Here is a 20,939-nt window from a genome sequence, read left to right as displayed (position 1 = left end):
AGGATAGAGAAGCAATGATAGAGCAAGTAGAGAGAATCGTCATTAGCCTGCCGGCAACAGCCGAGTACGTAGACATCGTAAGATTGAACTTATATGGCGTGGCCTCCAAGATGGGGTTTTCGTATGAAGAAATCGAAGATATGAAGGTAGCGGTATCCGAGGCGTGCAACAATTCCGTCTTGTATGCTTACAAGCATACGCCTGGAACTATGGAGATTACGTTCGATGTACTGGCCGATGCCTTATCGATTACGGTCAAAGATCAAGGGGAGAGCTTTGAGCCGTGGGGTACGGACGGAGGGCGTGTAACCTTGCACGAGAAGGAGCTTAACGAAGCGCCTATCGGAGGGTTAGGTTTCTACTTGATGCAAGCGCTGATGGATGATGTCAGCGTAGAGAGCCAGGCGGGACAAGGAACGAAGGTGATGATGGTCCGCAAGCTCCAGAGAAGTGAGGAGGCTGTATGACCCACAAAGCGACTCCCCAAGGCGCTTTGAATGATTCAATCAGCTTGATCAAACAATATCAGGCGACGAAAGACAATGAAATTGCAACCGAACTGATTCGCAGATATGATTCCATGGTGAGGATGGCTGCAGGGAAAATTGCTCGTAATAGACCTGACTTGTACGAAGATCTGTATCAAGTTGGCGAAATGGCGCTTGTTCGCCTGCTACAGCAATATGACAGTGAACTCGGTATCCCCTTTGAGCCATATGCCATGAAGAGTATGATCGGGCATATGAAGAACTATTTACGCGATAAATCCTGGTATATCCAGGTACCGCGTCGAATTAAGGAGAAGGGTGCCCTCGTTCAACAGGCGATCGATGAACTGACCATGAGGCTGGAGCGTTCCCCTGATGTGAAGGAAATCGCCGATTTCCTTGAACTGTCTGTGGAGGAGACCGTCGAGGTGCTTGCCGGACGGGAGTGTTATCATTACGTATCTCTGGACTCTCCCTTGTCCGCGGACGAAAGTGCCGCAACGCTTGGCGAACTGATTAGCGCTGATGTGGATGATTACAATGCGGTGGAGAACCGCATGGATCTGCAGGAGGCCTTGGGACATCTGAAGACCCAGGAGCAGCAGGTGCTGTTGCTAGCCTTCCAGGAGGGGCAATCTCAGCGGGCCATTGCCCAGAAGCTAGGGGTATCACAGATGAGTGTCTCGCGAATTCAGAAGCGAGCGACGGAGAAGCTGAAGCAAATCATGGACGATTACCATGTGAACTGATGAATAGGTCCTTTACGCGCTGCCGCAAGGTTCGGGCAGCGCTTTTTAATCCTCATATTCTCCTATAGCTGCTTGTAGCCATTGGGCCGCGGCTATACTATACTGTGGTAGGAAAGTAAGCGGGTATAAGGAGAGAATGAATGAATGGATTATCAAGAAGCATTGCTGATTAGAGAATATCGAGCAGGAATTCTGGAGTGCGCCCATTATGGGCATATATGTGTAATTAACGAACGAGGCGAAATACAAGGACGTGTAGGCAACCCTCATGCTAACGTATTCACACGCTCCTCCGCCAAGCCGATTCAGGCGATACCAGGAATTCGGGCAGGTATTCATAAGTCCTACGGTTTAAATGATGATGAGATTGCCGTGATGGCGGCCTCTCATCGATCCGAGACTGCCCACGTGGAGGTGCTGGAGCGTTTGCTCCATAAGGTGGGGCTGGCTGAAGAGAAGCTGGTATGTGCCCCAAGCCTTCCGCTGGATGGTTGGGCGAGAGAGCAGTTGTTGCGGCGGGGTGGGGAGAGAAGACGCCTGTACCATAATTGCTCCGGCAAGCATCTTGGCGTACAAGCGTATTGCAAGCTGAAGGGCGAATCTCTGGATACTTACAATTTACCAGAGCACCCGGTGCAACAGGAAATTTTGAGTACACTGGCCGAACTGGCGAATATCCCTCAGGAACAAATTGGTCTGGGCACGGACGGTTGCGGCTTCCCGGTCTTCGCGCTGCCTCTTTCTGCCTTGGCGACGGCCTACTTGAAGCTGGCTTGTCCTGACCTCATTGCTGACGCCAATACGGCTAGCGCAGCGGATACAATCGCCACAGCCATGAACCGGTATCCTAAGCTGGTTGCCGGAACAGGGCGAATTGATTCTATCCTGCTGGAGGATGACAACATCGTAGCCAAGGGTGGATTCAAGGGAGTTTATGCCTTCGCTTTGCGTCGCGAACGCTTGGCTGTGACATTCAAGATTCAGGATGGCTCGGAGGAAGAGTGGGGTTTAATTGCGCTGACGGTGCTGGAGCAGCTGGGATATGCGAACGAAGAGACGCTTCGCAAGCTGCGCGAAGCGTTCCCATCCGCCATTCGTAATGATGAGGGCTGGCAGGTTGGTCAGACCGAAACCGCCTTTAAGCTCGTACAATAACATGGTCTATGCCTTATGGCGAAGCCGTCCTAATTCCTGAGCCAACGCCTCTACCTCGGAGATGCTCAGCCGTTCTTTGCTCATCACGATGTCGTAAACATCACGGATATCGTCATATTGATCAGTGTGGAAGGCCGTCGCTGTCATGGCTGCGCCTGAGGCCATTCTGAGTTTGCTTTTGATCGCTTCGATCATGTATTCAATGTTTTCGTGGGTTTTCATGGATAAATCCATTATTGCTTCATCCTTCCGGTGAGGGTTTTCCGCTATTGTACCATGATGGCGGCCATCAGATGAAATTTTGCGATGGATGGCTTGGATGCGATACAATCAAATTACGTTACACCGGGAGGTGATGGCTGAATCGTGGGAGAGCGAAAGGAATGGCCAGTAACGGGGCTGGACCGCACGAAGCTTAATGGAATTGAATTGCAAGGCTTTTTTACCGGAATACGCCTTGACCATCCCAGGGAAGCTATTACCTTTCTTTGCATCGGTACTGATCGTTCAACCGGGGATGCGTTGGGACCGCTGGTAGGCACGAGATTGACCGAACTTGGCTTTGCTGGGGTCATTGGCACGCTTCGCGAGCCTTGTGACGCGACCAATCTGGAGAGACGCCTGCTGGAAATCGGCAGGGAGAGTGTTGTCATCGCCATTGATGCTTGCCTGGGAACAGCGGAATCGCTAGGACATTATTTAGTCTCCAGGCAACCCTTGCAGCCAGCCAGATCTGTGGGAGGGAACCTCCCGGAGGTAGGCCATTACAGCTTGGCTGCCGTCGTTAACGTGAAGGGTCCCAAGCCATACTGGACCTTGCAAATGACTTCGCTGTACAAGGTCATGCACATGGCCGACGAGATTGCGCGCGCTGCTGCCGCAGCGTTCCATAGTGATTCAAAATTAAGAAAATGATTTAAGTATGTATTCAAGTTCTGGAAAGACGACTTTTTTGAACAACCTCTTTAACTAAATCCCAAAAGAGAAAGTAGGTAGCGAACATGGACAAGAAGACGGTTAACGGTTATTCGATCGCCTATGAGAGCCAAGGGCAAGGTGAAACAGTAGTATTGCTGCACGGCTTTTGCGGCAGCTCCGCATACTGGGAGAAGGTTCAACCGCTGCTTGCTGATCAATATCAGGTCATTGCACCTGATTTGCGTGGGCATGGAGCCTCGGATGCGCCACTTGGAGCGTACACGATTGAGCAAATGGCCGATGATGTGGCCGAACTGCTCGACAAGCTGGGGATTTCAAAATATACATTGTTAGGACACTCGCTAGGTGGTTATGTAGCACTGTCGCTGGCAGAGCGTTATGCTTCCAGGTTGCGGGGCTTCGGGTTGATTCATTCAACCGGATATCCCGATAACGAGGAAGCGAAGGAGAAGAGACTTCAGGCGGTGACCTCCATTCGTACAGAAGGGATTACCAAATTTGTCGATGGAATTGTGCCCGGCCTTTTTGCCCCGGATAGTGTAGAGAAGCTAACCTCCGAACTAGACCGGGTGAAGGAGATCGGTTATCGCACCCCTCCTCAAGGAGCAGAAGGTGCAGCGCTCGCTATGCGCGAGCGGCCGGACCGCAGAGAGGTTATGGAGAAGTCCTCCCTTCCACTCTTGCTGGTTGCCGGGGAGAGCGATCAAGTTGTACCACTGACCAAGTTGTTCACTACGGAAGGTCCGCAAGTGACCAAGGCGGTCATTAAGGGTGCTGGTCATATGAGCATGTATGAAGCGCCCGAGCAATTGACCGCCGTCATTACTGATTTTTTGCGGAGTGTATCGGACCAATCGCAAGAGGCATGATTGCCGATAATGGGAAGCCAAGCCTCTAGAAGGCCTGAATGAACTGATGCCTAAGCCCGGAGTTTCTTTCAGAACTCCGGGCTTAGGCGTTCGCGTTCCCTGAGGATTATTCATCGATGAACTTATAGATAGAAGGGAGATTGGGAGATGCTGCGAAGAGATTATTTAGTACGGATGATTGAAGAGATGACGGAAGTGCTGGGCAAGGTATTTATGCTGAGACAGAACAAGAAGCTGACCGAGGCATTATGGTCGCTGGATGAGTTATACAAGAGACAATTCCGCTTGCATGCCCGGTTGCTGGACACCTTGCCGGCCAAGGATATAGTAGAGCTGTTCCATAGCGGCGGCGAATTGGAGGCAGACAAGCTGCAAAGTCTGGCCAGGCTGCTTAAAGAAGAGGGCGATATTCGCTTGGCTATGCAGGAGGAAGAAGAGGCAGCAACCCGCTGGCTCAAGTCGCTGCACTTGTATTTGGCAGCGGGACTGCATGGAGCGGACCGTTCGTTATGGAACTGGCCCGATGCTGTCTCCGAACTGCAGGATTTACTTAAATCCTACCGGCTGCCTCCAGAAACGGAATTGCTGCTCATGAAGCTGGAGGAAAGCGAAGGTCGCTATGATCAAGCGGAGAATGCACTCTACCGCCTGATGACGGAAGAATCCATTTCCAAGGAGGAAGCGGACGCCTTTTACCGACGCCTGTTGACGTTGCCCTCTGAACAACTGGAGGAAGGCGGCTTGCCAGTGGAAGAGGTTCGGGAAGGGTTGCTGGAGTTGGAGAAGCATTTCTAAATGTGCGTGTTCAAAAAGTCGAATTTTCAGGACCGAGAAGGTTGGATGAAGCTAGGGACTGAGTAGCGGAGCGTAGACAAATCTACGTGAGCAACTGAAATGTTTCTGAAGGAAACATACTACGGAAGCATATGCTAGGCCCGGCTGAATTCAAGATTCGATGTCGAACCCACTCCTCGAACAGCTTCGTTCTGGGAAGATGACTTTTTAAACAACCTCTGAATAGCTATATTATTTACTTTTGAACTTAGAAAGGTAGTGGATGACCTATGGAATCCCTTCATACACTTGTTGGTGAATTGGCAGAGCAAGCAAGTCTAATCACAGCTACGCTCAGCGGACGCCGTAAATCAGGGGAGGACGAATATACCAAGGTGCAGATCAAGCCGGTTGAAATCAAGCGGGAACTGCATTATCAATTTGCGTACCATTACAACAACAAGGTGCTGCACCGCAATATAACGCCAGTGGCCTATGCGGATGAGTTATACAGACTTCTGTCAGATGAATTTCGCCAAGGCCTGCTCTGTACAGCAGAGGTGGACTATCAGGTGCTCATCAGCAAGAAATTCAAGGTGTCGATTTTGAAGAAGGCACCTACGCGCAAAGCTCCAAATCAGTTGACACACAATCGCAGGAAGCAATATGTATTAGAGGAAGGCGTGCCTGTCCCTTTCCTGGTCGAGCTGGGTATTATGAATGCGGAAGGAAAAGTGCTGGCCAAGCGGTACGATAAGTTTAAGCAGATCAATCGTTTTCTGGAGATGGTTCAGGATGTTCTTGCCCATTTACCGGAGGGTCGCCCATTGACGATTGTTGATTTTGGCTGCGGTAAGTCATATCTGACCTTTGCGTTATATCATTACTTGGCGGTTCAACAGCAGCGCAAGCTTCAAGTGGTCGGACTGGATTTGAAAAAAGAGGTTATCGAGCATTGCGGCGAACTGGCTCGCAAGCTGCAATATGACGATCTACGGTTCCTGGTTGGTGATATTGCCGACTATGACGAATTAAGCGCCGTAGACATGGTCGTTACGTTGCATGCTTGTGATACGGCTACCGACGCCGCCTTGGAGAAGGCGGTTCGCTGGAACGCTTCGGTAATTCTGTCCGTGCCTTGCTGTCAGCATGAACTGTTTAATCAGGTGAACAATAAAGAACTGGCGCCGCTTTTGGATCATGGAATTTTAAAGGAACGCTTCTCGGCACTGGCGACGGATGCCATTCGGGCCAAACTGCTGGACGTGATGGGCTATAAAACGCAACTGCTTGAATTTATCGATATGGAGCATACGCCCAAGAACATTTTGATTCGGGCCGTGAAGGCCCCAAGTGCTGATACTGCTGCATTGTGGTCCGAGTACGAAGCATTCCGCCAGTTTCTTGGCGCGGCGCCTTATCTGGAGCGGGCTTGCCAAGACCTGCTGCCTCCGGTGCTTGCCTCAGCCAAAGGCTAGAAGCGAGGAATAAGCTGCTTCATTTCCGTGAATGAATGGTAAGGAGTCTCTTCGGCATGCTGGGAAATTAGCCCTGACCGGGGAGTGAACACGGGCGGGGTGAAGCGTTGAATAGGATGCGGCGGGTGAAAAGGCAAGAAAAAAGCACCAGTCTATATGGGCTAGGTATGGCTATAACAGTGACAGGACTACTGTGTGTTCTCCTACAGGGGCTGTTTGATATAGATTCTTACGGAGGTTTGTTGCTCATTTCAGGCTGGCTGCTCACAACCGCAGTTGGTTGGTTTGTGGTGGGGTTGAACCAGACCTCTGTCGCTGGTTGGCCTCCATTGCCTAGAAGGGATATGAACATCCGCCACCAGACTGGTTCAATTAAGGGACTATGGCTCAAGGGATGGTTCGGATTCGTAGCGGGCCCCGTTGTATTGGTGGTTTTGTATTCATTCCACGGGTTGAAGGGACATCCTTTATCTGTTCAGGCCACCGTGGAGGATGTGCTGCATTGGTCTTTTGTGGCTGTATTTGGCCTGGCCTTATACAGGCTTGGTCGGCTGGGGAAGATGGGCCGTCACTGGCTGACGGCAGGATGGCTGGCTACCGGCAGCCTGCTGGCGATTACGGCGCTGACTTCCGTATACGGTGTGTGGCCCCTGCCGGGAGCGATACTGCGTACCGGCGATTCAGCCGTGTCGGCGACCGGAGCCCGGCTTGGCGGGTTGTTGCAGTACCCGAACACCTTCGGCGCGGTGATGGCGGTGTTCACCCTGGAGCGGCTAATGCGGCTCGCCCGCTTAAGCCGCCGCGCTTTTACGCGCGAGGGCGGCTGGCAGGGACAGCGGGCGGCAATGCTCGCCCTGCTGTTCACCCTCTGCCTGCTGCTGAGCGAATCGCGCGGTTGCTGCTGCATGCCGCCGGGGCGGCGGGGCAGGGATTCCTAGGGCGGCTGCTCCGCCCGGAGACCGGGTTCGCCCGCGCGGTAATGTACGGCGATGCCGTGCAGTTGCTCCGGCAGGCGCCATGGCTTGGCCAGGGCGGGGATACCTGGCGCCACGCTTTTCGCAGCCTCCAAAGCACGCCCTATGTCGGCAGCGAGGTGCACAGCGGATACCTTGATTTAGCCCTGGATATCGGGCTTCCCGGGCTAGCGCTTGTCCTGCTGTGGCTAGCCCTTCAGGGAGTTCAATTGATACGCCGTCGTAGCGCTATGCTGCCCTCCTATGTGGCTATACTCTTGCATAGCGCGATTGATTTTGATATGAGCTATGGCTTGATCTGGCTGCTGCTGTTATGGATGGCGGCGGATGCCGTCCGTCCCGGCAGATTCATGATTTCGCGCAAAAGACCGTTGCGCCCTGCAATCTGTCTTCTTGCCGCAGTCTGTCTTGTGCTGCTTGGTCTATCAGGCTTGCGCCAGGCCACAAGCCTGAAGCTTTACCAGCAGGCGCTAAGTAGATATGCCGCGCCATCCACCGAGGAGCGGAGATTTGAGGCCGCTTCGAAGCTGCTGCGCCGTGCTCTGGAGTTGGCTCCTTATCGTAATCAAGCCCGCATAGCCTTGGCTTCCAGGTCCAACACCACAGAGAAGGTGTCCTTGTTGCGCCAAGGGCTAAGCTATGAGCCTGCGGATGCCAGGCTATGGCTGGCGCTGGGCCGTGCGTTGGCTGAGAGTAATCATGCCGGAACGGTCCCGGCGTTGCGGCAAGCGGTGGCATTGGATCGATTCGACCACAAGGGCCAAACGATGGTTTTACAAGAAGTGCTACAATTAGCACAACGTTTACGGGAGCAAGGCCAAATGCAGGAGGCGCTGGAGGTAGCAGATGCTGGCCTTGCTCTTTACGAGGAATATGCCGAACAAGCAGAGATGATGAGGCTAACCCTGGCCCGCAACGACCGACAATTCAATTTGACTGGCGAAGCGGAGGAATGGGGCAAGAAGTTGCAAGAGATTTCGAACTCTTTCTCCTGGAACGATCACGATCAGCAAGTGCGGCGCTAACCTGTTATGCTGGCGTTAACCTCCAAACGCGGCGCGAAAGGCAGCCGACAAGCGCTGCTGGTCAACCTCCCACAACTCGGCGAGCTCGGGACTGACGGCTTCATCCCACCAATCAGCGAGTAGCTTGCGGTTGCTTATATTTTCCCCAATCCATAGCAGGTTGCCGATGACCTTCTTATAGTATAAAGTCTCGCCTTCCTTCAGCTTTTCTTCGGGAACGAACAGGCCCAGACGCTTGATCGTCCGGTAGAGTTCTTTGCTGCAACTGCGACGAATTTTGCGTGGTGTAGGCAGTGAATTGGAGTTTGGTGATTTCGCGGGAAAGTTTGTCATGGTGAAAGTCCCTCCTATTTAAATAACCTCTATTTTGTCAGCATATGCAGCGGGTTTCGCCAGAGTCACCACCTCGCAGGCAAGTAGAATGCATGTCCGTGGCTGTGATAGAATAGACTGAGATCATAAGGGTATTTGGCTAAACTGAAAGAGAAGAAATGTCATGGGGAAAGAGGACAAACAGTGGAGTGGATATCGAGCCTTATCAGCGTGTTGTTGGAGTGGATTCAGCAATTGGGTTATTTCGGGATTATGCTGGGTTTAATGATTGAGGTCATCCCGAGTGAAATTGTGCTGGCTTATGGCGGTTACTTGGTACACCAAGGCCATATTCATTTTATCGGTGCCGTTGTTTTCGGCGTCATTGGCGGCGTGATTGCCCAGTTGTTCATTTATTGGATTGGCCGCTATGGCGGAAGGCCGATATTGGAGAAGTACGGAAAGTATATTTTAATTCAGAAAAAACATATCGACGTATCGGAAGCCTGGTTTTTGAAATACGGGTCAGGGGTCATCTTTACGGCCCGGTTCATCCCGGTTGCCCGGCACGCCATCTCCATTCCTGCGGGAATGGCCAAAATGCCAGTAAGCAAATTCCTGGTATTGACGACGCTGGCGGTCATTCCATGGTCGATTTTGTTCGTATATTTAGGGATGTTACTCGGTGAACAGTGGCAGCATGTGGATGAGAAGGCCGGTCCGTACATTATGCCTATTTTACTGGGCGCACTAGCCCTCTTGATCGTCTATTTAATTGTGAAAACCTATAATCATCGTTCGAAGAAGGACGCTTAATTACATTTGAGATCAGAAGGAGGAAGCGGAAGGGACGAGGGCAGCTCTCCGGGGTGTTTCTTGTTATTCCGTGTTACAGCATGCTAAGAATAGAAACTTACTCTTTAGGGCCTTTGCAGACAAATGCTTACTTGCTGCGGGGAGAAGACGAAGGCCGGGCGATCATCATTGATCCGGGAATGAACCCGGCGCCATTGTTGCGCAAAATTGAAGGTCTGGACATTGAAGCCATTCTGCTGACCCATGCTCATTTCGATCATATTGGGGGCGTGGAGGAAATTCGTCAGGCCAAGAAATGCCCGGTATACATTCATCCCATTGAAAGTGATTGGCTGACTACGCCCAAGCTGAATGGATCATTAATGTGGCCAGAGGTGGGCCCACCCATTTCGACATCGGCTGCAGAATATGACTTGGCTGAGGCGCAGAAGCTGCATTTCCTCGGGCATGATTTTACGGTATACCATACGCCAGGACACTCACCGGGCAGCGTTAGCTTTTTGTGCGGGAACGATTTGTTTTCAGGTGATGTTCTGTTTCGCCTAGGTGTAGGAAGAACCGATCTGCCGGGGGGCCGGGAGGTGGACCTGTACAATTCAATTAGAGGCAAGCTGTTTAATTTGAGCGACGAGGTCAAGGTGTATCCGGGGCATGGTCCGCGGACGACGATTGGCTATGAGCGGGCAAACAACCCATATGTTTCGTAACAGGTGCTGAAAAGCTGACTTTTTAAATAGCATGAATTAGACAAAATCTACGAAAAAGTGCAAAATGAGTGGACAAAAATGCAAGCCTTTGATAGGATGTACTTATTAAATCATTGTAACCTTTGCGAAGCACGCAAGCTGTGGACCTGATCCCGGTTTGCGTTCTTTTTATTTTCAGGTTAATAGGACGTTGCTGGAATCTGTCTAAATGCCTTGACCGGACTCCCTTACTTTTAGTAGGATGATATAAAGCAATAAGCAACACAGGTTTTCAGTTATTTTTCAAAACACACATATCAGGGAGGTAGACGATGCTTCATTTGGGAGAGAAAATTGTGATCGTCGGCGATGCTTTTGAGCAGAATCTTCCTGTTGGGGAATATGGCTACGTAATTGCTTATGACCGCAATCCGGATAATGCATTTGATTATGTCATCCGCTCGCCGAAGACGGGGCGCAATTATTTTGTTCCGCAGAGTGATGTAGAATCCGAAGAACGGCTAATCGAGCAGGAAGTAGAGCGCACGACGCAGGAAGCCTTGATTGATTATGCATTAGCTACGCATAACGAGAAGCTGTTCCATCATATTATGAATGGCGAAGGCAACGAGGCAAGCGCGCAGGAGGAACCAACAAAGGAAGCAATGTCCCAGGCGGAATTCATCAAACAGGTGAATTTGCGGGCGTGGATATAGGGAAGGGCCGGTCAACCGGCTCTTTTTCTTTTTTTAAATAGGTAATTTTAAAATTCGGCTTTTGATCACGAAGCGGATGCGGGAAGTAGACTCGGCATCGAATCTTGAATTCAGCCGCTCCTTGCGATGCTCACGTACCCATGCTTCCGAAGTCGTTTTCTCCGAAAACGTGTAGCTCCGCTTCTCAGTCCCTGGCTTCATCCAAGCTTCTTGGTGCTGAAAAGCCAACTTTTAAAACTTGTATTTAGGCTCAATCTAAAAATCAGTGCTTGACAAAAGACATCTATAGAGCGGAGGGTCGTAGGGATTCTGGAGAAACGAAGTGTTCGCCTTTGCGAGTGGATTTCTACCTTATAAGAATTTATTGAATCAGGAAAATCCAGGAACAATAGCGATCGGAAGAACCCTACGAACCCGTAGGGCCTCATCGCCCATATGTTAAGCAATTGCTCGCCACAACTTTAACGGATTGAATTGCGTCGCAAACTAAAATATAATTTTAATCAATTGCACCTGCATGGTAGAATGAACGAATCATGCACGATTGATAAGGAGGGCAACAACGTGAGTATCCAGACCAAGGATGTGGAGCATGTGGCCAAGCTAGCCCGTCTGCACTTGACGGAAGCAGAGCGCGATATGTTTACGGGACAACTGAATGCGATTCTTAAGTATGCTGACAAGTTGAATGAATTGAATACGGACGCCATCGCGCCAACAACGCATGTGCTGCATCTAAGCAACGTAATGCGTGAGGACGAAGTCAAGGAAAGCTTGCCGCAAGAGAAGGTATTCCGCAATGCACCGGATGAAGAGGATGGCCAATTCAAGGTGCCGGCTGTACTTGAGTAGGCTACTATATAAGAAATGGTTTGAACACGCACTATAAGTGCGTGTTCAAAAAGTCGAGTTTACAGGACCAAGAAGGTTGGATGAAGCCAGGGACTGAGTAGCGGAGCGTACGTAGTGGGTACGTGAGCAACGGAAGGCCCGGGTGAATTCAAGATTCGATGTCGAGTTCACTCCTTGAACTACTTCGTTCTGGGAAGGTGACTTTTTGAACAACCTCTATAAGTAGAATCAGCTTAAGATGTGATAAATGAAGGAGGAAGCGGATTTGGCGCTTTTCGATTTGCGTTTGCAGGAGATACATAATCAGCTTCATAATAAGAAGCTGTCCGTCTCCGAACTCGTTGGTGAAGCTTTTGCCAACATTCGGGAGTACGATGGTAAGATCGGTGCCTATCTGGCGCTTAACGAAGAAGGAGCCGAAGCCGAGGCTGCCCGCCTGGACCAGAAGTTGGCATCCGGTGAGGCGCAGGGTTTGCTGTTTGGCTTACCGGTAGGTATTAAGGATAACATGGTGACCGAAGGCTTATTGACGACCTGCGGAAGCCAGTTCCTGAAAAATTATAATCCTATTTATGATGCCACAGTGGTCAGCAAGCTGAAGGAAGCGGACACAGTCACGATCGGCAAGCTCAATATGGACGAGTTCGCCATGGGCGGCTCGAATGAGAATTCCAGCTTCCATCCTGTACGTAACCCGTGGGATTTGAATCGGGTGCCGGGAGGCTCCAGCGGTGGTTCGGCAGCAGCAGTAGCTGCGGGTGAGGCATTCTTTACTCTTGGTTCGGATACGGGCGGCTCAATTCGCCAGCCGGCCTCTTATTGTGGTGTGGTTGGACTTAAGCCAACCTACGGACGAATCTCCCGTTATGGTCTGGTGGCGTTCGCTTCATCACTTGATCAGATTGGACCCATTACCAAAAATGTCGAGGATGCCGCTTACGTATTGCAAGCTATCGCGGGCTATGATCCGAAAGATTCTACGTCGGCCGACGTATCGGTTCCTGACTATGTGAGCGCGTTGACCGGCGATATCAAAGGTCTGCGCATAGCTGTGCCGAAGGAATATCTGGACGGGATTGATCCACAAGTGAAGGCTTCCATCCTGGAGGCGCTTAGCGTGCTTGAGGGCTTGGGTGCAGTATGGGAGGAAGTATCTCTGCCGCATACGGAATATGCGGTAGCGGCTTATTATTTGCTGGCTTCTTCCGAGGCTTCCTCCAACTTATCCCGATTTGACGGGGTTCGCTATGGCGTTCGTGCCGATCATTCCGGCAGCTTGATCGATTTGTATTATGATTCGCGTAGCCAGGGGTTTGGTCCCGAGGTCAAACGTCGGATTATGCTGGGTACCTATGCACTTAGCTCTGGATATTACGATGCTTATTATTTGAAGGCACAGAAGGTCAGAACGCTGATTAAGCAGGACTTCGACCAGACCTTTGCGAACTATGATGTCATCGTTGGGCCTACGGCTCCGACTACTGCCTTTGAGCTAGGCTCCCAGGTAGATGATCCTTTGACAATGTATCTGAACGATATTTTGACGATTCCGGTGAGCTTGGCGGGAATTCCTGCCTTAAGTGTGCCTTGCGGCTTTGCGGACGGGCTTCCTATTGGATTGCAAATTATCGGGAAAGCCTTTGACGAGAGCACAATTCTCCGCGTGGCCCATGCCTTTGAGGCTCATACGGATCATCATAAGCAACGTCCTATTTTCTAAAGTGGTGACAAATTATTCAGAAAAGTGGACGCATGGATTAATCAAAAGTTGCAGGAGGATAGGCCATGTCAACATCCAAATATGAAACGGTCGTCGGGCTTGAGGTACACGTAGAGCTGCATACGAACACGAAGATTTTTTGCGGTTGCTCTACGGAATTTGGCGCTCCGCCGAATTCACATACCTGTCCGGTTTGCCTGGGGCATCCCGGCGTGTTGCCGGTACTGAACCGTCAAGCTGTCGACTACGCTATGAAAGCCGCTATGGCACTGAATTGCGAGATCGGTGATGTCAGTAAATTTGACCGGAAAAACTATTTCTATCCCGATTCGCCGAAGGCATACCAGATTTCCCAATTTGATCAGCCAATCGGTCTAAACGGTTATATTGATATTGAAGTAGACGGGAAGACAAAGCGCATTGGAATTACCCGTCTGCATCTGGAGGAGGACGCCGGCAAGCTGACTCACGTGGACGGCGGGTTTGCTTCGCTCGTTGACTTTAACCGTGTGGGCACTCCGTTGGTGGAGATCGTGTCTGAGCCGGAAATATCGTCGCCAGAGGAGGCTCGTGCCTACCTGGAGAAGCTGCGGGCGATTATGCAATATTGCGAGGTTTCCGACGTGAAGATGGAGGAAGGCTCCATGCGTTGCGATGCCAACATCAGCTTGCGTCCATGGGGGCAGCCGGAATTTGGTATTCGTGCGGAACTGAAAAATATGAACTCCTTCCGTGGTGTAGTGCGCGGACTGGAGTATGAGCAATACCGTCAAGCGGAAATTCTTGACGAAGGTGGCGAAGTTGTTCAGGAGACACGCCGCTGGGACGAGTCCCAGGGTAAGACGTTCTCTATGCGCGGCAAGGAAGAAGCGCATGACTACCGTTACTTCCCTGATCCGGATTTGGTCACATTGCATATCGACCAGGCCTGGAAAGACCGTATCCGGGAATCCATTCCGGAGCTGCCGGATGCGCGGAAGGCGCGGTATACGTCGGAATTCGGTTTGCCCGAATACGATGCCGGGGTGATTACCTCGTCCAAGGCATTGGCTGATTTGTTCGAGAACAGCCTAAGCTACACGAAGGATGCCAAGGTTGTTGCCAACTGGATTATGGGAGATCTACTGGGCTATCTGAATAGCAACTCCCTGGAATTATCAGATGTGAAGCTGACGGGTCAGGGACTTGGCGAAATGATTGGCTTACTCAATAAAGGTACGATCAGCTCCAAGATTGCCAAGACCGTATTTAAAGAGATGTTGGAAAGTGGCAAATTGCCGCAGCAGATTGTAGAGGAGCAAGGACTCGTTCAAATCAGCGACGAAGGTGCAATTCTGGCTATCGTGCAGGAGGTTGTTGCGAACAACCCGGCTTCTGTTGAGGATTACAAGGCAGGCAAGGAGAAAGCCATCGGTTTCCTGGTGGGACAAGTGATGAAGCAAAGCAAGGGCAAAGCCAATCCTGGACTGGCGAACAAGCTGTTGGTAGATGTGCTGAAAGGCTAGTTAACAGGCCAATACGGATAGCATACCTTTTAGGTGAGAGCAGGGGGAACGCCCATGATCGTGAAGCTGCCGCTAGAGGATGCGGATATCGTCGAGCAATTGTGGAGTATGCAGCATCAAGCCTATCGGCTCGAAGCAGAAGCGGTAGGGCTGACCGAGTATCCGCCCCTCACGGATACATTCGATTCTATCCGCTCTAGCGGGGACGTCTTTTACGGCGACCTGGAGCAGGACGGAGAATTACAGGGGGCCATCGGGGTGCGCAGCGAAATTCCTGGTGAGCTGCTTATTACGCGACTAATGGTGCAGCCTGACCATTTGCGCCAAGGCATTGGCCGCTCGCTACTGCGGCATGTATTGACTGTAAATGAGGACATTCGCGTATTTAAGGTAACAGCGAGCTCGTTGAACGAGCCGGCGACCAGGTTGTACCGTGACTTTGGCTTCGAGCCAATTCAGACATTCAACTCGGCCGCAGGTGTGGAGTTGACGTTGTTCCGGTTGAACGGCTAATATCCTATAGGCACGCCCTTGGCATAATGCTTCCTGCCCGGGGCGTGCCTTCTTGTTAGGCTAGAGTATCTATCGCAAGGTCCAGTTCATTCCACGTTACAGCGCAAAGTAGAATGGGTTATGATATGGAGTAGAAGAGATAGTTGAACACGTACTAGAAGGGAGTGGGGAACCATGACGCCGGATATGCAGCCGACCCATCAGCAGAGTGGTCTAAATCGGGCTAAGGGCTTTGCGCCAAGAAGACGCAAACGCAAAGCGATCGCCTGCTTGCTGTCCGCTCTATTCCCTGGACTTGGTCATTTATATTTACGCCTGTTTATACGGGGACTATCCATTATATATTTTGTATTAATTGATGCTTCGGCAATGATATATTTCTCCTCCGTTCGGACTGTGATGAACGTTCCTTTGCTTATTTTGCTGGGCCTGTTAATTCCGGCCGCCTATTTCTTTAGCGTATATGATGTACTTCAATCGACGGACGTCATCAATGCCAGATTTAAGCGAGAGCCGGACAAGAACAGAGAAGGTTCTGGCGGAGCGCCAACCGATCCGACATTCAAGCAAGGGATATGGGCAAGTGTATTGTTGATTAGCGGAGGCGTGGTGCTGTTCATTATTCAGCAGAAACCTTTTTGGCTTCAACAGATCGTGCAATTTTATGGAACTTATGTTGTAGCTGGAGCCATGCTGATAACGGCATTACTGTGGGGATGGCGGGAAGGAACACGGCGATATTTGCGCACCGGACGGTTTACGGCGGCCATGCTGCTGCTCGGGGTCGCCTTGCTTATGCTGCGTGATGCCTGGTCAGGTCAGGATCATATGATGTTGCTCTTGACCTGGTGGCCCTTGGTATTTGTCTGTTGGGGAATCGAACATCTGGTGATTATGATATGGAATTACAAGAGACAACCTGGAGTCAGACATCGGGCGAGGGTTGATGTTAGAGGACTACTCTTGTCGATGTTTATTGTGTTCTCTGTCTTCGCCGTCAGTGAACAGGAGCGGTATATGCATCTGTGGAACCGCGTCAGTCTTGATCTCGCATCCGCAGGAGTGGAATATAGCGCGGCCGAAGGCTACCGCGTGGAGAAGCCGCAAATGGATATCCCGATCGATCTGGATACGGAACGAATTGTAATTGATGGCATTAACGGTGATATCGAGGTACGTAAGGCCGAGATCGAGCAGGTTATCGTTCGTTATACCGTATGGATTGACCAACTTGAATCGGAGGAGGCGCGGCAAATTGCTGCGGTGACTTCCGTAGAGGCGGATGAAGGCAAATCACTGGGTCTTTCAGTCAAGAGTAAGGCCTACGGAGAATCCGGGCGCCGTCAGCCCCGGGTTAATCTGACGGTGATCGTGCCGACCAACCGCTTTCTTGATTTGGATATCACCACTACCAGTGGCAAAATCACCTTGACTGGTGTACAGGCCATGAAGCAGGTTAAGTTACAAACAGGGAACGGCGATCTAAGGTTATGGGATGTGGTCGGGGATGTTTCGGCCAAGACGCTTAACGGAGACGCAGAACTGTATCGTATCTTTGGTGATGCCGAGGTGGATACCCAGGGTGGCAATGTGAAGGGGAGAGGGATAACAGGGAAAGCCTCTTTGTCCACGCTGGTAGGGGATATAACCTTAACCGAAGCGCAGGACGATATTCAGGTGAATACCAAGAACGGGAACATTCGCATTGATAGTGTACCAGCAGGGCTTCAGGCCGAATCGTTGAACGGTAAAATTTACATCTCCACCGGACAGGTCGGGGGTGCGTGGGAGGTATACAGTGCGGTTGGTGAACTACGCGTCGATTTGCCGGAGGATGGCAATTATACGCTTAAGGGCTCCAGCGGGTATGGAGATATCTTTACCGAGTTTCCTTTTATTATTGAGAATAAGGAGATTTATGGCTTGTCAGGCAACGGGGAGTTTATGCTGAAGATTGATGGCAACAGCAGCCTATATGTGAATAAAAGCTGAACACATGGTTAGATAGGGACATTTTCCGGCCCGGTCAGTTTATACTGCGTTGACAAAATATTTATTTGAAACGTACAATATGCTTACAGACTCCTAATTTAGCATAACTATTAATTAGGAATAAGCTTATTAAAGGCGGTGGATTTCATGACAACGCGCGTACAACATGCATTGGACCAATTGAAGAGTAATGGTGTCCGCATTACGCCGCAGCGTCACGCCATACTTGCATATCTTATGGAATCGATGAGCCATCCGACCGCAGATGAAATATATCGGTCGCTGGAGCCCCGTTTCCCCAATATGAGCGTGGCTACGGTATACAACAACTTGAAGATGTTGATTGAGGCCGGGATGGTGCAGGAACTGAGCTACGGGGATAACTCCAGTCGCTTTGATGCCGATGTATCTAATCACTATCATATCGTTTGCGAGCAATGTGGTAAAATTGAGGATTTTATGTATCCCTCTCTGGAGGACGTTGAGCGTACGGCAGAAGAGGTAACCGGCTTTGAAATTCACGGGCATCGCTTGGAACTGCACGGGATTTGTCGTCATTGCCGAGTGGAACATTAACAAGTTTCAGTGTTGTGTTTGTTGGACAACGCGGAGAATTCCTTCAGGAGTTCTTCGCGTTTTTTTATTTTTGGTTAACTTTTTGCCCCGGTTATTAGTTATTATGAAGAGAGGGACTTTAGTAGCGGAGGTATGGATTTGAAGAGTAGAAGAAGCACTTATCGTAGAAAAAGGCGCACTCGAAGCACGGCAAGTATTTTCTTTGGACTCATACTTCTGATAGGCGGTTTATATTGGGCGTCAGCCGTATGGTTGCCCAACTCGGAGCACGTAGATCCGGAATGGCTAGGGACCGTGAATAAGCCGATATTTGCAGAGGGCGAACGGCTGGAAGGGTCGGCGCTGGGAGAGGGAGATAGTTTGAAGCTGCCGCTTCCTGTAATTCAATCTGTGGTTGATCCCACCATCCGATATGAGGAAGAGACGGGCTCCGTTATTTTGACAACGCCTCAAAAGCTGGTATTCCTCAAGGCGGATGAGAAGGTAGCCCAGATTAATAATAAACCTACGACCTTGCGATTTGCTCCTGAAGAGCAAGAGGGCGTGATATATTTACCGGCCTATTTGCTGGAGACTTTATATGGAACCGAAGTTCAGGAGGATGAAGCATCAGGAGCCGTCCTGCTGGTCCGAGCCGGGGACAGTGTTCAGACGGCCAAGGTACTTAGCACCTCCCGCAAGCAGGATGGCACGATTCCACTGCGTACGGGACCGAGCATACACCAGCCAATCTTGTTTGATATGCCCCCAGCCGCAGATTTACGTTTGCTAGAATCCGGTGAAGAGTGGCATTATGTTCAGTTGAACAATGGATACACGGGATATGTACAGCACAAAAATGTGCAGATAGGGGAGAACAGAACGGTTCCTGAATTGAAGCAGGAATTGTCCGAAGCCAAGAAGAAGTGGGAGGCCAAGACAATTAATATGACGTGGGAGGCGGTTTATCAGGTAGCTCCAAAGCCTGCGTCCATCGGCAAGCTGCCGGGGGTGAACGTCGTCAGTCCTACTTGGTTCTCTCTGGTAGATGGGAAAGGGAATGTGCAGAGTAAGGCAGATCCGGCTTATGTGAAATGGGCACATGCGCAAGGTATGCAGGTGTGGGGCTTATTCAGCAATAGCTTCGAGCCCGATATCACCACAGAAGCGCTAGCGAATTTCGAGAATCGGTTGAACACGATTTTGCAAATGTTGCATTTTGTCAAGCTGTACGATTTGGACGGTATTAACATCGACTATGAAAATGTATATACCAAAGATGGCGATAATCTGACCCAGTTTATGCGCGAGTTGCGTCCATTGGCCGAGGAGCAAGGCTTGATCGTATCCATTGATGTTACACCAAAGTCTAGTAGTGAAATGTGGTCGGCCTTCCTCGATCGCAAAGCGCTGGGACAGGTAGTGGATTATTTGGTGCTTATGGCATACGATGAGCATTGGGCAGCCAGTCCCGTAGCGGGCTCGGTATCCTCCCTTCCCTGGGTGCAACAGTCGGTGAGCCGAATTCTGAATGAGGATGGCGTGCCCCCGGAGAAAATGATTCTGGGTATTCCGCTGTATACCCGCGTGTGGACGGAAGTGGAGAAGGATGGGAAGGTTGAGGTCAGCTCTAAGGCCATTGGCATGGACCGGGCCAAGCGCATCATAGAGGAGAAGGAATTGAAGCCTGTGCTCTCCGAGGAGACAGGACAAAATTATGTGGAATACAAGGACCAGGATGGGCGTCACCGTATTTGGCTGGAAGATGCGGAATCATTGAAACGACGCGTTGAGCTCGCCAAGTCATTTAATCTCGCCGGCATTGCGACCTGGACCCGGAGCTTTGCTTCGGCTGAAGCGTGGAGTACACTGCAACAAATTGGTGAGTAGCTATCCTACATGAAAATAAAATGAAAACGGACCTCCGAGAGTAATCGGAGGTCCGTTTTTTAACTATTCGTCAGTAGTTAGCCTTTGCCAGCGATGCTAGTCGCTTGTTCTTGCTCCAGTTCATCCGCGGTGACTGTGGCTTGCGCAGGGTCCAGGGTAAGAATTGTCTTACAGAACATGCAACGGTCTGTTTTGCCCAGCATTTTGGTGAGCTTATGGCATTCCGGACATTCCAGTTGTACGGCAGAGGTGGACAGCATCCCTGCCCAGAAGTAAATAGCCAAACTTCCCAGCATAGCTATGAGTCCGATGACTAAACCGATGGCTGCCACAATTTTTCCAGCTTGTCCCCAAAATACAATTCCTGCGGTGCCCAGTATCATCAAGCCCATACCGCACATGGTCAATAGTAAGCCCCATAGACGAAACTCGCTAATTTTGCTCGACTTAAAGAACATGGTTAACCTCGCTTCATGAAGGATTTACAAGAACGTCTGCTCTGACTTTTTCAAGACCCGTGCAAAGACGAGAAGGAAACTTTGATTAGGTATAGAACTATATTATAACGAATCGGCAGGAATACGCCAAGCTGGGAGGAAGCACGTGGAACCCACTATTTTTCCAATCATGGACGAAGAAAAGGCTGGCCGCCAGGCGATTGGAGCAATTGGTTATCGCCTTGATGAGGGAGGGCCTCACGACTCGCTGCTACATGATTTTGAATTTCTTATTATGGTTGTACACCATGAACTGAATGAGACCGATCTGCGGATGGAGCATTGCTTAAGTGGAAAGACGCACTATCAATTGGTGCATGTTGCTATGACGGACATCGAACGCTGGATCGTAACTGGAGAGCAGCGCGAATATATCGAATATTTCCTGCATGGGGAGATCATTTGGGATATTAATGGCTCATTATCGACGGTTC

At 50.5% G+C, this 20,939-nt stretch carries 24 protein-coding genes (1 of these 24 cut by a window edge); 20 read left to right on the top strand and 4 right to left on the bottom strand.

The genetic code is table 11. The annotated features are described in order from the left end of the window. Window positions 1-14: 14 nt before the first annotated feature. The 3 genes from rsbW to BN3279_RS01790 all read left to right on the top strand — a co-directional run bounded on the left by rsbW (window position 15) and on the right by BN3279_RS01790 (window position 2,392). Entirely contained in the window at window positions 15-467 is a 453-nt protein-coding gene (gene rsbW, locus BN3279_RS01800) for an anti-sigma B factor RsbW (RefSeq protein WP_059048947.1), read from the top strand. Then, on the top strand, window positions 464-1,237 hold the full coding sequence (locus BN3279_RS01795; RefSeq protein WP_059048946.1) for a sigma-70 family RNA polymerase sigma factor: 774 nt from the start codon (window positions 464-466) through the stop codon (window positions 1,235-1,237). The genes rsbW and BN3279_RS01795 overlap by 4 nt, the downstream gene beginning before the upstream one ends. A 144-nt stretch (window positions 1,238-1,381) precedes the next feature. Continuing rightward, window positions 1,382-2,392: an asparaginase gene (locus BN3279_RS01790; protein ID WP_059048945.1), complete on the top strand. Its 1,011-nt coding sequence runs from the start codon at window positions 1,382-1,384 to the stop codon at window positions 2,390-2,392. A 6-nt stretch (window positions 2,393-2,398) separates the two neighbouring features. On the opposite strand, the gene BN3279_RS01785 is transcribed toward BN3279_RS01790, so the two are convergent. After that, a complete protein-coding gene (locus BN3279_RS01785) occupies window positions 2,399-2,626 on the bottom strand; it encodes a DUF1128 domain-containing protein (RefSeq protein ID WP_059048944.1) in 228 nt (75 codons plus the stop codon). 132 nt (window positions 2,627-2,758) lie between these two features. Here BN3279_RS01785 and yyaC point away from each other — a divergent pair, with 132 nt between their 5' ends. The 6 genes from yyaC to BN3279_RS23285 all read left to right on the top strand — a co-directional run bounded on the left by yyaC (window position 2,759) and on the right by BN3279_RS23285 (window position 8,451). Continuing rightward, complete coding sequence (yyaC, locus tag BN3279_RS01780; protein ID WP_059048943.1) at window positions 2,759-3,307, top strand: spore protease YyaC; 549 nt, start codon at window positions 2,759-2,761, stop codon at window positions 3,305-3,307. Between the two features lie 86 nt (window positions 3,308-3,393). Continuing rightward, complete coding sequence (locus BN3279_RS01775) at window positions 3,394-4,200, top strand: alpha/beta fold hydrolase (protein ID WP_059048942.1); 807 nt, start codon at window positions 3,394-3,396, stop codon at window positions 4,198-4,200. A 147-nt stretch (window positions 4,201-4,347) separates the two neighbouring features. Beyond that, window positions 4,348-4,995 (top strand): DUF6483 family protein, encoded by a 648-nt coding sequence (locus BN3279_RS01770; RefSeq protein WP_059048941.1) that lies wholly within the window; start codon window positions 4,348-4,350, stop codon window positions 4,993-4,995. A 269-nt stretch (window positions 4,996-5,264) separates the two neighbouring features. Next, window positions 5,265-6,452 carry a class I SAM-dependent methyltransferase gene (locus tag BN3279_RS01765; RefSeq protein WP_059048940.1) on the top strand — a complete coding sequence of 396 codons (1,188 nt, stop codon included), beginning with the start codon at window positions 5,265-5,267 and terminating at the stop codon, window positions 6,450-6,452. Window positions 6,453-6,619: 167 nt separating this feature from the next. Continuing rightward, window positions 6,620-7,390 carry a hypothetical protein gene (locus tag BN3279_RS23665; RefSeq protein WP_187377714.1) on the top strand — a complete coding sequence of 257 codons (771 nt, stop codon included), beginning with the start codon at window positions 6,620-6,622 and terminating at the stop codon, window positions 7,388-7,390. Next, a complete protein-coding gene (locus BN3279_RS23285) occupies window positions 7,348-8,451 on the top strand; it encodes an O-antigen ligase family protein (protein WP_157686428.1) in 1,104 nt (367 codons plus the stop codon). The genes BN3279_RS23665 and BN3279_RS23285 overlap by 43 nt, the downstream gene beginning before the upstream one ends. A 15-nt stretch (window positions 8,452-8,466) precedes the next feature. Here BN3279_RS23285 and BN3279_RS01750 read toward each other — a convergent pair whose 3' ends face one another. Further along, a complete protein-coding gene (locus BN3279_RS01750; RefSeq protein ID WP_059048937.1) occupies window positions 8,467-8,784 on the bottom strand; it encodes a hypothetical protein in 318 nt (105 codons plus the stop codon). 183 nt (window positions 8,785-8,967) lie between these two features. Here BN3279_RS01750 and BN3279_RS01745 point away from each other — a divergent pair, with 183 nt between their 5' ends. The 3 genes from BN3279_RS01745 (at window position 8,968) to BN3279_RS01735 (ending at window position 10,981) form a co-directional block, all read left to right on the top strand. Beyond that, complete coding sequence (locus BN3279_RS01745; RefSeq protein WP_059048936.1) at window positions 8,968-9,579, top strand: undecaprenyl phosphate transporter UptA; 612 nt, start codon at window positions 8,968-8,970, stop codon at window positions 9,577-9,579. 80 nt (window positions 9,580-9,659) lie between these two features. Further along, window positions 9,660-10,286 (top strand): MBL fold metallo-hydrolase, encoded by a 627-nt coding sequence (locus tag BN3279_RS01740; RefSeq protein WP_059049043.1) that lies wholly within the window; start codon window positions 9,660-9,662, stop codon window positions 10,284-10,286. A gap of 311 nt (window positions 10,287-10,597) precedes the next feature. After that, a complete protein-coding gene (locus BN3279_RS01735) occupies window positions 10,598-10,981 on the top strand; it encodes a hypothetical protein (protein WP_059048935.1) in 384 nt (127 codons plus the stop codon). A gap of 33 nt (window positions 10,982-11,014) precedes the next feature. Here BN3279_RS01735 and BN3279_RS23660 read toward each other — a convergent pair whose 3' ends face one another. Continuing rightward, a complete protein-coding gene (locus tag BN3279_RS23660; RefSeq protein ID WP_157686427.1) occupies window positions 11,015-11,182 on the bottom strand; it encodes a hypothetical protein in 168 nt (55 codons plus the stop codon). A 363-nt stretch (window positions 11,183-11,545) separates the two neighbouring features. Between BN3279_RS23660 and gatC the strand changes: the two genes are divergently transcribed. From gatC to BN3279_RS01700, 7 genes are all read left to right on the top strand, one after another. Continuing rightward, entirely contained in the window at window positions 11,546-11,833 is a 288-nt protein-coding gene (gatC, locus tag BN3279_RS01730) for an Asp-tRNA(Asn)/Glu-tRNA(Gln) amidotransferase subunit GatC (protein WP_059048934.1), read from the top strand. Window positions 11,834-12,098: 265 nt separating this feature from the next. Then, complete coding sequence (gatA, locus tag BN3279_RS01725; protein ID WP_059049042.1) at window positions 12,099-13,553, top strand: Asp-tRNA(Asn)/Glu-tRNA(Gln) amidotransferase subunit GatA; 1,455 nt, start codon at window positions 12,099-12,101, stop codon at window positions 13,551-13,553. A gap of 65 nt (window positions 13,554-13,618) precedes the next feature. Further along, entirely contained in the window at window positions 13,619-15,058 is a 1,440-nt protein-coding gene (gatB, locus tag BN3279_RS01720; protein ID WP_059048933.1) for an Asp-tRNA(Asn)/Glu-tRNA(Gln) amidotransferase subunit GatB, read from the top strand. Window positions 15,059-15,112: 54 nt separating this feature from the next. Beyond that, on the top strand, window positions 15,113-15,571 hold the full coding sequence (locus tag BN3279_RS01715; RefSeq protein WP_059048932.1) for a GNAT family N-acetyltransferase: 459 nt from the start codon (window positions 15,113-15,115) through the stop codon (window positions 15,569-15,571). 174 nt (window positions 15,572-15,745) lie between these two features. After that, entirely contained in the window at window positions 15,746-17,563 is a 1,818-nt protein-coding gene (locus BN3279_RS01710; protein WP_059048931.1) for a DUF4097 family beta strand repeat-containing protein, read from the top strand. Between the two features lie 147 nt (window positions 17,564-17,710). Next, window positions 17,711-18,139 (top strand): Fur family transcriptional regulator, encoded by a 429-nt coding sequence (locus BN3279_RS01705; protein WP_059048930.1) that lies wholly within the window; start codon window positions 17,711-17,713, stop codon window positions 18,137-18,139. Window positions 18,140-18,271: 132 nt separating this feature from the next. After that, window positions 18,272-20,008, top strand: a complete 1,737-nt coding sequence (locus tag BN3279_RS01700) for a glycosyl hydrolase family 18 protein (RefSeq protein WP_059048929.1) — start codon at window positions 18,272-18,274, stop codon at window positions 20,006-20,008. A gap of 77 nt (window positions 20,009-20,085) precedes the next feature. Here BN3279_RS01700 and BN3279_RS01695 read toward each other — a convergent pair whose 3' ends face one another. Next, window positions 20,086-20,466 carry a YgzB family protein gene (locus BN3279_RS01695; RefSeq protein ID WP_059048928.1) on the bottom strand — a complete coding sequence of 127 codons (381 nt, stop codon included), beginning with the start codon at window positions 20,464-20,466 and terminating at the stop codon, window positions 20,086-20,088. 169 nt (window positions 20,467-20,635) lie between these two features. On the opposite strand from BN3279_RS01695, the gene BN3279_RS01690 reads away from it, so the two are divergent. Then, window positions 20,636-20,939 carry the 5' portion of a nucleotidyltransferase-like protein gene (locus BN3279_RS01690; protein ID WP_232436730.1) on the top strand. The gene runs 551 nt beyond the window's last position, so 304 of the gene's 855 nt are visible here — the first part of the coding sequence; it begins with the start codon at window positions 20,636-20,638; its stop codon lies beyond the right edge, outside the window.

Source organism: Paenibacillus senegalimassiliensis (assembly GCF_001486585.1).
GTDB classification, from domain to species: Bacteria; Bacillota; Bacilli; order Paenibacillales; family Paenibacillaceae; genus Fontibacillus; species Fontibacillus senegalimassiliensis.
The sequence above is the reverse complement of the archived record's forward strand: the minus strand, read 5'-3'. Positions and strand labels throughout refer to the sequence as shown.